Annotated in this window: 14 protein-coding genes; 6 read left to right on the plus strand and 8 right to left on the minus strand. The window is 53.3% G+C overall.

The genetic code is table 11. From position 1 onward, the window contains the following. Both ACR0K1_RS24860 and ACR0K1_RS24865 read right to left on the minus strand, forming a co-directional pair. On the minus strand, positions 1–112 hold a 112-nt coding region (locus ACR0K1_RS24860; protein ID WP_480852238.1), incomplete at its 3' end, for a VOC family protein. Positions 113–250: 138 nt separating this feature from the next. Next, complete coding sequence (locus ACR0K1_RS24865) at positions 251–3523, minus strand: AAA family ATPase (RefSeq protein WP_480852225.1); 3273 nt, start codon at positions 3521–3523, stop codon at positions 251–253. A gap of 132 nt (positions 3524–3655) precedes the next feature. Between ACR0K1_RS24865 and ACR0K1_RS24870 the strand changes: the two genes are divergently transcribed. Continuing rightward, positions 3656–3871 carry a hypothetical protein gene (locus ACR0K1_RS24870; RefSeq protein WP_480852226.1) on the plus strand — a complete coding sequence of 72 codons (216 nt, stop codon included), beginning with the start codon at positions 3656–3658 and terminating at the stop codon, positions 3869–3871. A gap of 235 nt (positions 3872–4106) precedes the next feature. Continuing rightward, the gene (locus ACR0K1_RS24875; protein WP_480852227.1) at positions 4107–5417 is read left to right on the plus strand and encodes an MFS transporter; all 1311 of its coding nucleotides are present in this window, start codon (positions 4107–4109) and stop codon (positions 5415–5417) included. 205 nt (positions 5418–5622) lie between these two features. Here ACR0K1_RS24875 and ACR0K1_RS24880 read toward each other — a convergent pair whose 3' ends face one another. After that, complete coding sequence (locus tag ACR0K1_RS24880; protein ID WP_480852228.1) at positions 5623–6174, minus strand: 2OG-Fe(II) oxygenase; 552 nt, start codon at positions 6172–6174, stop codon at positions 5623–5625. Between the two features lie 628 nt (positions 6175–6802). Between ACR0K1_RS24880 and ACR0K1_RS24885 the strand changes: the two genes are divergently transcribed. After that, complete coding sequence (locus tag ACR0K1_RS24885; RefSeq protein ID WP_480852229.1) at positions 6803–7174, plus strand: SET domain-containing protein-lysine N-methyltransferase; 372 nt, start codon at positions 6803–6805, stop codon at positions 7172–7174. Positions 7175–7249: 75 nt separating this feature from the next. Here ACR0K1_RS24885 and ACR0K1_RS24890 read toward each other — a convergent pair whose 3' ends face one another. The 5 genes from ACR0K1_RS24890 to ACR0K1_RS24910 form a co-directional block, all read right to left on the minus strand. Further along, the gene (locus tag ACR0K1_RS24890; RefSeq protein ID WP_480852230.1) at positions 7250–7519 is read right to left on the minus strand and encodes a hypothetical protein; all 270 of its coding nucleotides are present in this window, start codon (positions 7517–7519) and stop codon (positions 7250–7252) included. Positions 7520–7921: 402 nt separating this feature from the next. Beyond that, positions 7922–8785 (minus strand): LysR family transcriptional regulator, encoded by an 864-nt coding sequence (locus ACR0K1_RS24895; protein ID WP_480852231.1) that lies wholly within the window; start codon positions 8783–8785, stop codon positions 7922–7924. Positions 8786–9136: 351 nt separating this feature from the next. After that, positions 9137–10258 (minus strand): S1 family peptidase, encoded by a 1122-nt coding sequence (locus ACR0K1_RS24900; RefSeq protein WP_480852232.1) that lies wholly within the window; start codon positions 10256–10258, stop codon positions 9137–9139. Positions 10259–10364: 106 nt separating this feature from the next. Further along, the gene (locus ACR0K1_RS24905) at positions 10365–10730 is read right to left on the minus strand and encodes a VOC family protein (RefSeq protein WP_480852233.1); all 366 of its coding nucleotides are present in this window, start codon (positions 10728–10730) and stop codon (positions 10365–10367) included. 327 nt (positions 10731–11057) lie between these two features. Then, the gene (locus ACR0K1_RS24910) at positions 11058–11510 is read right to left on the minus strand and encodes a MarR family winged helix-turn-helix transcriptional regulator (protein WP_480852234.1); all 453 of its coding nucleotides are present in this window, start codon (positions 11508–11510) and stop codon (positions 11058–11060) included. Positions 11511–11733: 223 nt separating this feature from the next. Here ACR0K1_RS24910 and ACR0K1_RS24915 point away from each other — a divergent pair, with 223 nt between their 5' ends. Genes ACR0K1_RS24915 through ACR0K1_RS24925 form a run of 3 tightly spaced genes read left to right on the plus strand, consistent with a single transcriptional unit; the run spans position 11734 to position 13764 of the window. Beyond that, positions 11734–12192: a VOC family protein gene (locus ACR0K1_RS24915; protein ID WP_480852235.1), complete on the plus strand. Its 459-nt coding sequence runs from the start codon at positions 11734–11736 to the stop codon at positions 12190–12192. A gap of 15 nt (positions 12193–12207) precedes the next feature. Beyond that, on the plus strand, positions 12208–12561 hold the full coding sequence (locus ACR0K1_RS24920) for a DUF1428 domain-containing protein (RefSeq protein WP_480852236.1): 354 nt from the start codon (positions 12208–12210) through the stop codon (positions 12559–12561). A 42-nt stretch (positions 12562–12603) separates the two neighbouring features. Beyond that, entirely contained in the window at positions 12604–13764 is a 1161-nt protein-coding gene (locus tag ACR0K1_RS24925) for an exo-alpha-sialidase (protein WP_480852237.1), read from the plus strand. Positions 13765–14153: the final 389 nt, after the last annotated feature.

Below are 14153 nucleotides of genomic sequence, written 5' to 3' on the forward strand. Positions count from 1 at the left end.
TGCCGGGGCGTTCCTCTCGCGGAGTCATGCCTAGCAGGTGTTGATAGAATTCAAGCGTTATGTCGACATCATGGACGCAGAGGACGACGTGGTCGAAGCCGTAGATGTTCATGGACAAAGCATACCATTGGTCAGTTTCCCGCGCGCGGTTACACGCCACAATCCAAGTTCTTCTGACAAGACCGGCGAGACTATGTTTGTTCTACTTCAAGCTGTATCTTATATTCACTGGGTTCGATGACACGAGTGATTAAGACCTCTGCAGAACAGTGAGAAGCTTTAATGCTGCGTTGTGATCGCTACACTGACCGCGATTGCGAAACTTGTTCTGCACGTCAGCCAATAACTTACGTGCTTCTGATTTAGCTCCGCGGTCCGCCATCAAGTGAGCGAGTGGGATCGCTGCGCGTCTTTCCCAGCTTAGCGCCGATTGCCCCTGGGCGATCCTGATGGCGTCACGGTAACATCTTTCCGCTTTTTCAGGATCGCAAAAGGCCATAGCTAGCTCCGCTCTGGCGCAATAGGTATCCGCTTCATCCCACCTTTGACTGGTTCTTTCCATCATCGGTTCGATTGCCGCGAGTGCATTTTCGGCCTGGTCCAGCTTTCCCAGACCGATATAGGCGCGTGCTCTTGCGCGCATTGGAAATCCAGTGAACAACAGGGTATTCGCCTTGATCAGCGCGGCAAGACAGTCATCGGCATCTATCAGGGCCGCTTCAAAATCGCCACGATCCGCGTGAATAGCAGCACGTGTTGTCAGGCCAATCCTGCGCCAGATATCGATCTGTGCCTGATCCGCGACTGCAAGCACATTGTTTGACCATTGAAGGGCGTCGGCGTCGCGGTTCAAATACTTCAGGTAACTAACATGACCCAGAATGTAAGCCCGGCTGAGTGCAGGATGCCCAGGTTGATCCCCGGTCGCAGTTGCGTTTTCAGCGCGAGAATATGCGCTATCAATGTTGCCAAGGCACCAGTGCGTCAAAGCCAGATAAACGTTCGCGGCCGCACCTCCGTCGGTACCGAAGCGGTTAGCCTGATCGGAATCGCGCGACGGATCGTAGGCATTGAGGGCATTTTGGTAATACGGCAGACTGTCGGTAAACCTGCCCATCATTGTCTTTGAAGTCGCGACCATTCGATTTGCGACACTTCGGAACCTGTGCTGATCACTAATGTCGATATCATTCAAAACCGCGTGCCCAATAGCTTCCGCTTCAGGCAGCGAGGCGCTGACATAGCGACTGACCCACTCTCCGTATCGTATGACTGGCCATTCAGGCGCATCATCAAATCCATCAAGCAATTGGCGCGCGCGTTCAAAAGCCTTTATCGTTTCATTGGCGGTGTAGCCTTCCGCACCGATCAATGTCACACTGTGCTTTGCTGCAACTGACAACGCCTCGCTATGCCTGTTTCCTTCCTGCTCAAGCAAGCGCAGAGCAGATTGGTAATGCGACGCAGCCTCGCGAAAAGCCGGACGTTTAACAGCTAAGCTGCCAGCTTCGCGGTATAGCTCTATAGCTTTGTCAGTCAGACCGGCAGCCTCGGCGTGACGAGCAACAATTTCTGGTGGCGCAACATTTTCAAGTGCTCCTGTAAGCCGCTCATGTACCACGCGCCGCCGTGACAAAAGAAGGCTTTCATAGGCTGCATCGCGCACCAGCGCATGCTTAAATACATATCGTTCGTTTTCGCCCACACCGCGTCGAAATACCAACTCGGCCGATGCCAGTCCTGCCAGACCTTCCCGCAACTCGTCCTCTTTGCCTTCTGTCGCAACCACCAAAAGGCCCAGATCAAACTCTCGTCCTATACAGGCCGCTGATTGCGCGATCTCCTTGATTTTTGGCGTGCGGTCTAGCCGCGCCATTAGCGAGTCGTGGAGCGAAGCGGGAATTGCCGTTTGGCCACTCTCAACCACCGCCTTGGTAAGTTCTTCCACGAACAAGGGGATGCCATCTGTTCGCTCAATGATCGCCTCTACTGTCTCGCGGTTCAGCTTTCGTCCGCCAAGTCGTTCGACTATTGCATCAACACCTGCGCGGCCCAGTCGGTTCAACGCCAGTCGCGTGGTATGTGGATGCGCCGCGAGATCGGGCTGATTATCCGGGCGCGATGTCAACACGATCAACACCGGCGCATCCTCGATCGCGTCAATTGTCAATTCCAGTAATTCCAGTGTCGTCGGATCAATCCAATGCGCGTCTTCAAGAAAAAATGCCACAGGTTGTTGCCTGGCCAACTTCAGAACCTGCCGGGACAGGACGTTCAACGTCTTGGAACGCAACGCGGCAGGCGAAAGATCACTTGTGCCGTATCGTTCGGCTCCGTCCAGGCCAAGCAGTTTCGCGATGATTGGCATGTCATCACGGTCAAAAAGTGATTCAAGCTTGGTCAGCCGCGCTTCGTTGTCATCGTCCCGGGACCACCTCGCAGCGCGGTGCAATTGCTGGGTGACGGGCCAGAACGCAGTGTCACCGTGAAAGGGAGAACACTGATACATCAATCGCGTGTGTGACTCGTTTCCAATCGCGTCTTCCAGGGCGCGCATGATGCGCGACTTACCGATTCCAGCTTCGCCAACCAGAAGTACAACTTGCCCTTCGCCGTCACGTGCCGTTTTCCATCGCTCAAGCAACAGTGCCAGTTCCTGGTCCCTACCCACCAGTGGAGGCGTCATGCCGTCCGAGCGCAGAGAAAAGCGGCTTTCCTGATCCTGTTCGCCAAGAACTCTGAAGGCCGCCACCGGTCCATCAATTCCTTTCATCGACAAAGGTTCTGTCGCTTCCATTTCAAAAGCGCCGGTGATCAAAGCCTGTGTTGCCTCTGAAACCAAAACTTCTCCGGAACCCGCTTGTGCTTCGAGCCGCGCTGCGAGGTTAGGTGCGTCGCCAACAACCGTTTGCTCCAGCGCCGTGCCTCTTCCCACAAGCTCACCGACGACAACAATGCCAGTTGCAATTCCAACCCTGCAGGAGATCATTTGCCCCCCTACATTGAGATTTTCCACGGCTTGAACAATCGCAAGGCCTGCCCGCACCGCTCTTTCGGCTTCGTCCTCATGCGCCCTGGGCCAGCCGAAATAACCAATGACACCGTCTCCCATGAACTTGGCGACGTGACCTTCGAAACGAGCAATTTCACCGGCAACCGCATTTTGATAGGTCCTGATGATGGTGGCCATTTCTTCGGCATCCAGTTGTGCCGAGAGGGCCGTTGATCCCACCAGATCCACAAACATCACAGTGAGTTGCCTTCGCTCACCTTCGGAGCTTGGCGTGCTGTCAGCGCCATTTTCGACAGACGAAAAAGCACGCTCTGACCGCTCCTTCAGCCCGCCACTAAGGCGTTGGATAGCCGCCCAAACCTTGCGTTTTGGACCAATTGGCAAACCCAGCTCTACGAGGTCTTTCTCTGTTAACTCCGGAAGAGTCTCAAAATCAATTTCGACGTCGTCGAAATCCTTTGCGTACTTTTCTAAGCCGAGTTCAGCCAGCCAGCTTGCGACATCAGGCATGCACAATTCTCCACGGACTCAGCTTGCCTGATTTTGATGTTTTCACAAAGCTTTTTGGATCTGATTCAAAGTTCTGGGCAGTGAAGACACATTACCAATGTCCGAGTAGAGTTGCCCCGAAAGAGAACTCCCATGGACAGCTATGGAGGCTTCGGCCCATTGCCGACCTTGAGCGAGGCCTTCAGATGTTGCAGCCGCAGCCCGCTTTGCCGACATTCGCTGCGTCAGCAAAATCTGGGCGAGCCAGAATTTACAGATTATGGACAATACCGACTTTTGCAGCCACGACTTTTGCTCAGGCTGAAATTGCTCGCATCCGCAGCGGTAGATTTTTCGGCCGAGCAGTGATTTCCCGTTTGCGGCTTTTCTACTGGGCGAATCCAGCCCGAGTTCAGCAATCCTTTCGCTGTAATCAGCGTTGAAAATTGAACGCCAGCGAAGCGGGTTATGAAAAAAGAAAGCGAAGTTCCGTTTCGGAATTTTTGTGACTCATGCGATTAGCAAAAACGACATCGGGTCGCTGGCAGGAAAGAAAAAATGAGGAAACAGGTTTGACTAGTTCCCAGTCCATTGAGCACTTCTCATGCACGAACGTCGAATACCAGAATGGCTTCGCCATGCGCCAGCACCCAGCGTGCGGGGATTCGCCATTCTGGCGGGTACAGAGGCGATTGCAAGGGGTATTTTGATCTCTGTCTTTCCGGTAGCGATGTACAACGCGCTGAAGGATGCGCGATTTGTATCCGAAATTTATTTCGCCATTGGCGCGGTGTCACTCCTGATCGGTCTTCTGGTTCCCTACCTGATCCGGTTTGTCCCACGGAGATGGGTCTATGTGTTCGGCACTCTTTCGTACGTCGCGGGTGCGGTTGTGACGACCGTTGCGACCCCTGCTGCCGTTATTGCGGGGCTCGCACTCACGACTTTCGCCGTTGTGACGACATTTGTGTGCTTCAACGCCTATGTACTCGACCATGTTGCCAGGATTGAACTGGGACGTTTTGAGACATCGCGGCTTTTTTACAGTGCGCTGGGTTGGACGGCTGGGCCTGCACTTGGCGCGATATTGTACGAATGGTGGCGACCTGCGCCGTTCCTGATTGCAGCCGGTGCGGCGATTGTCATGCTGCTCATCTTTCTTGTTATGCGCCTCGGAAACGGCAGGCTCATCACCAGAAGCCAAAGCGCTCCCGCAAATCCGTTCGCCTATTTCGGGAGGTTTTTTGCGCAACCGCGATTGGTTGCCGGATGGGTATTCGCAGTCGTTCGTTCCTGTGGGTGGTGGATTTATGTCGTATACCTGCCCATCTATGCGGTTCAGAACGGGCTTGGTAGCCAGCTAGGAGGGATTGCTTTATCGATTTCCAATGCCGCCCTGTTTTGCACCCCACTGATGCTTCGTTTCATGCAGCGCAGTTCGGTGCGCGCAGCAGTCAGAACGGGATTCCTCATGTCAGGGCTGCTATTTCTTTTTGCTGGAGTTCCATTCGGAATCCCTGAAGTCACAATCGCATTCTTAATGATGGGCTCGATTTTCCTGATCTTGCTCGATGTTTCCGCTGGTTTGCCGTTCCTTCTCGCAGTCAAACCTTCCGAACGAACTGAGATGTCAGCAATATACGCGAGCTTTCGCGACGTTTCGGGTATTATTACACCTGGTGCCGCCTGGCTGGTTCTTCTCACTGCACCGCTCTCTGGCGTGTTCGCTGCGGGTGGCGCAGGTTTGCTTTGGACGTGGGTTCTGGCTCGCAAGCTGCACCCCCGGTTGGGCCAGACACGCATATCTGTCGAAAGTACTTCAAAGGAAGCTGGCAAAGTTGCTTCTGATATGGTGAGCCTGCCAAACTTAGTCCATGAGAAATCAGTCGCCAGTCGCTTACCGACTGATACATAATAGAAGCCAGCCATTGAGTGACCAAAGCAACTCAGGCGTCAGTACCGTGCAGCTTCTAGGATTTAGCAGAGACGTTGGACTACAAGAAATGCCATTTCAGCGAATGTGTTAAAGGCAAGCTTAACTCTTTCGACTCTGTTTCCTACACGAAACGAACCGTTAGCCTTGTCGTCTCGGACTCTTAATCAAACGAGTACGGAAATCATCACCGAAACGTCGGGCCATGCGCCCAGACCGTCAACGAATACCGATCACCATTCTCAACCGGTGTCACCTGATGCAATAAGAAGCTGGGAAAGATGGTCGCGCTCCCCTGATACCGGCTGGCCGTTACAGCATACGCACCCGGCATAATCTCCAAGTCACCGCCGTCGTACATCCCGGGTTTGCTGAGCTGTACGACCATAGACAGCTTTCTTTTTCGGGCAACGGGCCCGTCGCCAATATCGGAATGCCACGCAAAATGACCACCATCTGATCCTTTGTAGCATGCAATCTGCGGGCTTTCCGCGAACTCGCGAAGATCGAAGTCAAACTTGCTGGTGTTGGAGCGACGAACCAGATTGATCAGGCGTGACATCACCCAATCAGAGCCGTCGACGTCGTCCAGCCAAGTCACATCCGCTCTGCGCAGATTGTGATCCTTGTTTTGCCCGACAAGCAGAGCCTCGTTCGCCGGGGCTTTTTGTGATGCAGCAACAATTTGCTCACATTCCCGCGCGGTAAATGCACCGGGAATCGAATGAACTTCCAGCATTCTGTACACCGTTTTTGATTGGTACTGGATTTTGCCAAAACACACAGAAGGCGCTGCGTTGTTTTCGACCTAAGAGGTCGAAAACGACGTAATTTTTTTCGCAATCTCAAATGTTTTGGATCAGGCGGACCGCTGTGGGAAATCGTGCTCGATGTTCGTGAGACCCAAGCATAAGTACGATGCGGAATCTGGGACAGCGTGAGGTGAAGCCGCGAGTTTACAGCTATCCAAGTAGTATTCCGGTTGTTCTGTTTCTTTTTGAATTGACTATTTAAAAATGAGCCAACATTCTTGGATCGTTCAGGATGAGCGACAGAAACGACGGCGGGCGCGCGACGGCTGTCCTGACAATGCACCTTTTTCAAAATGAACAAAGACTTGTCTCAAAGATCGGGACTTCTGTTAACCAGACCAGTAGGTCGCCAGTTGCCACCTGCTGATTGCCAATATGTCGCGATGTTTCCACTGGGCGCCAACTTTGCACACAAAGAGAGTGGGATGGGTCGGTATCGTCGCCTGCTCAGAAAACCCATATCAACACTTAGAGGATCTTCTCCATCTAGTTTGAAAGGGTCCTTGTCCCCGATCACCATGGCTGGAAACGCGCCTTGCGACGAAGGTTTCGGAAATGGGTGAACCCATGATTGCGGTTCGAAACCTGGCTGGAAAAGGTCGGTGCGTTATTGCGCTGTCCCGGTTCGAAAAAGGTGAAATAGTCGAAAGAACACCTGCTATTGCTTTGGATCATCGGGACACTGACATTATTTCTGCAACGGATCTATATCGGTACTGTTTTGCACGCCCAGACGATCCCGATGGCTGCCTTTTCGTCCTGGGCCTGGCATCTTTGATTAACCACGACAAAAATCCAAATATTAGCACCATCGCATCCTTTGAATGCGAGACCGGTTGGAAAATGTCACTGCGCGCTAATAGAAAAATTATGCCAGGCGAAGAGCTTACAAGGCACTTTCCGCGCGTCGCATTATTCACTACATAAAACTGACTAATCTGGGAGTACGAATGCCAAGTCGGCCTTGGCCGAAATTCCTATGTTCAGCCAATGTGGATCTGATCAGCCCCCTTTAAATCGGTGATTGTGCACGCGCCAAGGAAGATCGTCGGTTGCGTCCCATTCGTAATCGCTTGGGCGCGAACGTCGTTCCCGATTTTCTTTTTCCGGGTCGAATTCAGACGGATCCCATATCTCGGCTGCTTCGTCCCAATCTTGTGGCCTTTGTAAATCCTGCTGTTTTGCTGCCGAGTGCTTCACGATCCCGAACCGTTGTGACGCAATGAAACGCCGTATGTGTTCGGTAACGCGATTAATCCAGCGCCTGTCCATCGATTCCTCCTTTCCCTCCACTTCGTTATTTTAGGAGATCAAAGCTCGTTTTCGGAGTGCCAAACCTTATGATTTTTTCTCAACGATGTTATCGATGATCTGAATAGATGTTTGTTTTCAGTATATTGCCTCTTTGAGGATCAATCCCTTCGATTTGGCAGGCTTTTATACCTCCTTATACTGATCTGGTCTCGATGCACGGCCGTGGATAGAAAAATGCGTTTGCAAAGGTCTTTTGGTTGGAGGTACTGGGCCATCATGGGCGGCGTTTTGATGGTCGTGATTACCGCTGGTTTAATTTTCGAATCTGGCAAAAAGCAGCCCGCAGCAACCGAAGCCTTGGAGGCTTCCGAAAACTGACAATTCGCCTTCTACTTGGTAATCCGAGAGTAGTCCGCCATCTCAGGCCGTGACGGGAAACTGTTCTTTTGCAAAGGCACTCAATAGCTGGGCGGCCTTGCAGGGGAGGCTTTCAGGATCATCTTCTGCATAAACGGCATAGGCGGCATAGGCAAACCGAGGAGCATCCTCAATTACCCTCAACCAACCGGTTTCGACTTCCTGCGCAACTACCCGCCAGGGGAAATATCCGGCGCTAGGCTGGGCTTTCAAATAGTTCAGGCCAAGAGTGCCAATTCCAAGCTGCAACATTGGCGTCGGAATTTCCGGAAAGTTCAGCAAGTGATCGGCACGGAACTCCGGCCCCCAGTCGATCAGAACATAGTTTTGTTCAAATGGGCTTCGCGAGGTATCGAAATCGCTGCTTACGAGTACGAAATCATCTTCGAACAACTGCATTGCGGTCAGCCCGACAGTGTTCCGCGGATCATACATCACAGCCAAATCCAGCGCGCCCGCAGTCGTTTGGCTCAGCAATGTTTCAGTTGAAACCGTAGACCCGTGAACCGCCACATTCGGCAACGCTTGCATGAACTCCGGCATCGCGTCGATCAGGAACCCGTCCCACAAGCTGGGCACAGCGCCGATTTCCAGAGCAGCTTCCACCGCATCAGGCAGGGAGGCGTCGATCCGGGCTTGTGTCCAGCACCTGACAAGTGCTTGCGCGTGTTTATGAAAGCGGTGCCCGGCAGGAGTAAGTGTAGCACCCGATTTTCCGCGCTCGAATACTGGTCGTCCGAGCTGTTGTTCGAGTGACCGAATACGCATGCTCACTGTTGATTGTGTTACGTAAACCTTGTTGGCAGCCTCCAGAAAACTGCCCGTTTCGACAATCGCCAGAAATGTTCGCGCGAGTCCAATATCCATGGGGTATCTATTCGATTTTCAAATATAATGCATGAAGCAATTTCGCTATTCAACTAAAACAGTATGTGGCAGATTTGGCTCGTAGCATGAAACTGCTGCCGCTGTTCGGTTGCGACCCCAGGGTCTCAGAGTCCCCCATCTCGAAGTGAGTGTCGAAGAACGGCTCCCGGCAGCGCGAAGCATCTTTCATGCTACACGACCTGCCTCACCTGATCGGGAACGTATTGGCCTGCGTTCCCGATCCATAACAGGGAATACAATGTTTAGACCGTACCTAAGCGCAGAACTGGTACAATTCTGAGCCATCTCTGTCGATGGTAACAGCCAGCGGGAATTTCGCCCCAGTGGCTGCTACCGGATTTCCTCCAGCAGCACTTTGAGGTGCGATACAGGAACACCGATGTTGGAGCCGCCAAATTCGGGTAAGATCGCGGCATTGATAGCAACCACCTCGCCGTTTCGGTTCAAGGCGGGCCCGCCGCTTCCACCAGTTGTAGTTTCAGCATCATAAACGACTGCACCGGGACTGGTCTGGGCGACGATCCCCCGGCTGGCCAGAGGTCTGATCTTGTTCTGCTCTGAAAGGTGTTTTGCAATCATCCAGAAATCGACGGCGCCATCGCTCTCCAGCGTTGTCAGAAAATCCGGCCCGGCCTGCACAATCAAGGCCTTTAGGCCAGTTGGAAATCCAAGCAGGAAAACTTCTTCACCTGCACGCGGCGGGTCAGGTGCCAGTGTAAGCCCAAGCCCTTGAACACGGTTCGCATCAACGGACAGAAGCGCCAGATCGGCCGTTTTGCTTGCCCTAAGCAATACCGCTTCCATTGGCTCGGATTGTTCCGGCAGATAAGCCAGCAGACTAAGTATCTCGGCTTCAAGCCCTGCTGCCTTCAGGGCCTGTGCCCGATCCCCGGTCGTCCAGGGCAAGGCGACATGACGGTTGGTCACCAACAGAGAGGTGTCCTGCAAAAGAAACCCGGTCCCGGTGAACTGAAACTCTGCCGGCGCGCCTGCCGCATCTGGCTCAATCCACGGTTTCCCGAATGGAGTTTTTAGTTTCTCCCCGTCCGGGCCAAGCACATGCCGCAGCAATTTGCCGCTTTCGGTTTGACGCAATCCGTAGGCCCCTTGGATAAAGGCAATGGATCGCGTCGAGCCCGTTATTACCCGCCTGGATGCACCAGCACGCTCTTCCAATGTCCCAAGGCGCTGTTCGGTGGAAAGCATCTGGTTGTCAAACGCTTCTCTGAGCGCGACCAGATCATCCGCCGTCAATGCATCTTCTCGCGTCTGCGTAAGCATGACAGCAACCGCCTCGATCTTGAGAGATTCCTGTTTCAGGCTGTCCGCCAGCTTCCGATCGTTCTGAAAAAGCAAATAGCCAAAGGCTGTAATCAGTAGAAGTAGACCGATAACGGTAACCCGTGCGGGTCCCAATGTAATCCTGCTCGAATTACCGTTGGTGGCCGCCATCGGTTCATCGGTCAGCTAGAACAATGCTCTCAGTGTGCACCGCTGACGCTCAAAGCCTTGCATCACGCCCAAAGGATTGAGGTAACAAAACTTCTGGATCCAGCATCTATGCGGGTTCCCAAAGCTCTATCGGATTTCCTTCGGGATCATTGAGCCAGGCAAACTTGCCGTTCGGATATGGCGATTCTGGATCTAGACGCACTTCGACACCCCTGGATTTCAGCTGCGCAATCATTTTTTCGATGTCGCGAACGCGAAAATTCAACATGAACGCCTTCTCTTGGTTTCCAAAGTAGTCCGTCACTTTGTCGAATGGGGCAAATACAGTTTCGCCCGCTTCCTGCTTCCAACAGGGCGTTTCGTAGTCATTGGGCACGAGATCAATTCCAAGATGATCGCGGTACCACTCTGCCAATGCGGAAGGATCCTCAGCTCTGAAGAAAAACCCGCCAAATCCCAGTACTTTCTCCATCGTAGAAATCTGACCTGCTTTTACATTTGTTTACGTTAATTCAATTTGCGTCCTTTGATAAACGGCCCGAATGTTTTTACCGGCTGCTGTTCCCAACGAATCCTCACATGTTCGTGGAAGTCGCTCTATGTGTCTGGCCAACCGATCGACACGCATGCCGCGGCCTGGATGGGGTTAGCCGCCCTACACCGATGGTTCGCGATTTTGCGGCCGACGCACGTGCTAGACATTCGTCGCGAGTGCAAAACCTCGCGTCAGCTTACCCACGCTCTGCGTAACAGCGATTTCTAGGTTAGATCTGGGAGATGTCCGCTTCGGAAGTTCCAGCTAGGATTTCCCAAAAGACAGGGACAACAAATCATCCTTCAAAAGCTGCGTGTCGTCTCTTCCAAGCAGTCCATCAACGTCATCATGGGTTCTTCGCCAGACCGGAACGGCCTGAACCAGCAGGTCCCGGCCCGCGTCCGTCAAACCGATGCGCCTGCTGCGTTTGTCGCTGCTGTCCGGTTGCATTTTCAGAAGCCCCCGACGCTCCAAAGGTTTCAAATTTGCAGTCAGGGTTGTGCGATCCATGGCTAGGAACTTCGCCAATTCGCCAAGTCTCGGTGCCCCCGGGCGATTCAACGCCATCAAAAGCGAGTACTGACCATGGGTCAAACCCAGCGGTCTCAGAGCTTCATCAAATCTTCTGGCAATAGCCCGTGCGGCACGCTGAAGGTGCAAGCACAGACACCGATCCCGAACCTCATGTGTAACTTCAATTGGCAAGTCGGTTCTCATATGGCTTCATTACGTTGACATCAACGTATTTGTCAATATTGTGGTCGATAAATCAGCGATTCCTGAATTGATACGCCATGAGCAAGTTCACCAATTTGCCTAAGAAGAAGCTAAGCCGCTTGAATTGGTCGAGCTCGAAGCGTGCTCAAACGCCAGCATGGCATGATCGCTGCATCACGTATACAACCGGGACGCATTCTCTAAGACACATAGGTGCTGCCTAATGCAAAAGGTCCGCACCTGCCTTTGGTTTGAGAGTGGCGGCGCGGATGCCGCGAAGTTCTACGTGTCATTGCTGCCCGACAGCCGGGTGGAAACAGCTCTGGTGCCGGACGGGGGCGAGCCATTGATGGTTGATTTCACCCTTGCTGGTGCGCCCTATCAAATCCTGAATGGTGGTCCTCACTTTAAGCTGACCGAAGCGGCTTCGATCAGTGTGCTTGCAAAGGATCAGGATGAAATCGACCGTCTCTGGGCGGCACTGACCTCGGGTGGAGGTGAGGAAGCTCAGTGTGGTTGGCTCAAAGATCGTTGGGGCCTGTCCTGGCAAATCTATCCGCAAGTACTGCTTGATATGCAGGCTGCCAAAGACCAGGCCGCTGCAGAGCGAGCGCGCCAAGCGATGTACAAGATGAAGAAGATCGACATTTCCAAGTTGGAAGCCGCATTTGCAGGAACGTAAATCGAGGAGTTTGGTATGACTTACATTACCGTTGCAGCCTATGCCGTCCCCACGGCTAACAAGGATGTCTTCATTGCACATTCCAAAGAAGTGACGCCTTTGTTCAAAAAGCATGGCGCACTCGCCGCCGTGGATGCTTGGGGTGACGATGTTCCGGACGGCAAGGTCACGTCATTTCCAATGGCTGTGAAGTGCGAACCGGATGAAACCGTCGCCTATTCGCACGTCATCTGGCCCGACAAGGAGACCCACGATGCAAACATGGAAAAGGTCATGTCCGAGATGCAGGCGTCTATGGAGAACAATCCAATGCCCTTTGATGGCAAACGCATGATTTTTGCGAGTTTCCAATCACTAGTCGAGATCTAGCGGGCGGCAAGCAGCCTGTTCAGGCAACGTGGAGGGAAAGCAATGTCGTCCTCAGAAACAACAATTCTTATTGGCACAACAAAAGGCGCTTTTCTGCTTCGGCGCGATGGTTCGGAAGGTCCATGGATAGTTGATGGTCCGTACTGCGACGGCTGGCCCATCAATCATTTTACGAGCGATCCGGAAACGGGGACAATCTGGGCCGGCGGCGGCAGCGACTGGAATGGCGCAGGCGTCTGGCGCTCAGACGATGGCGGCCAAACGTGGAATCTCACGCGGCTCAGCAAGGGTGAGATGGACAATTGGGCCGCCAATGATCCAGATTTCGCCGAAATGATTGGTTGGACAGATGAACAGCTCCCGTTTGAAGACAAGTTTTCCCAAATTTGGTCTTTGCATTACACCGACGGGACCCTCTATGCCGGAACCAAGCCTGCAAAGCTGCTGAAAAGCTCAGACGGCGGAAAGACATGGGAAGATTTACGCAGCCTGAGCGAGCATGAGTCCGCTGAAAGCTGGAACCCGGGCGCAGCTGGGCTGACTTTGCACACAATTATTTCTGATCCCGACAATCCTCAGAAACTTTGGGTCGGAATATCCGCGGCTGGTGTATTTGCTTCCGAAGACGGTGGCCAAACCTGGGAACGGCGTAACAGGCTATCAAATACACAAGACTGCGGTCACCACGATCATCCTGCAGCGCCTCGTGATGGCGAGACAGGACACTGCGTACACAACATGATGCGCGCGAACGGGGCTGACGACTTACTTTATCAGCAGAACCACCATGGTGTCTGGCGTTCATCGGATGGTGGCCGCAGTTGGGACAACATAACGGATGGTCTGCCTTCGACGTTTGGCTTTCCGATCCGCGTGCATCCGCGCGACTCCAAAACGATATGGACCCTGCCACTCAACGGAGATTCAGTGGGTCGATACCCGCCAGACGCGGCAGCTGCAGTCTGGCGGTCTCGAGATGGCGGCGAGACGTGGCAAGCGATGCGAAAAGGGCTTCCTCAGACGGGTTGTTTCTTCACCGTCCTCCGTCAGGCGATGGCCAGCGATACGAACGATCCGCCCGGGATCTACTTTGGCACCAACAGTGGCTCAGTGTTTGCCAGCCAAAACGAAGGTGAAAGCTGGGACGAGATTTCCCGTCATTTGCCGACAATTCTGGGAGTCGAAGTTCTGGAGCGACAGTAAGCTGCCCATACTCACCATTGGCTGTCAGTTGATGATACTGTGACCCAGCCCATCGAACCTGCCATTCGCTGCACGCGCAAAATCCGACGATGTTCGAACTGATGCGACGCGGAGAGGCTGTGTGAAAACTCCGGCCCACGAACTCTCTCGTCGCGCTCGCTTTCGGCGCCTGTGTATATGCTCTCTCAGAAGCGCGAGAGAGCACATAAAGGGTATTTTCGGCATATTTCGCCAACCGGTCAGAGTTTTCACACAGCCTCAGGACTCACCGGCCGCTCGTGTACAAGTTAACCGACGACTGGTCTCATAAATTGGAGGTAGGTTTGCCGCAGCGCGACCGCCCATGGCGGCGATTCTCGTGCTATAATAGGGAAGGATGGGTACCGGAA

It is taken from the genome of Ruegeria sp. F5, from assembly GCF_056533845.1.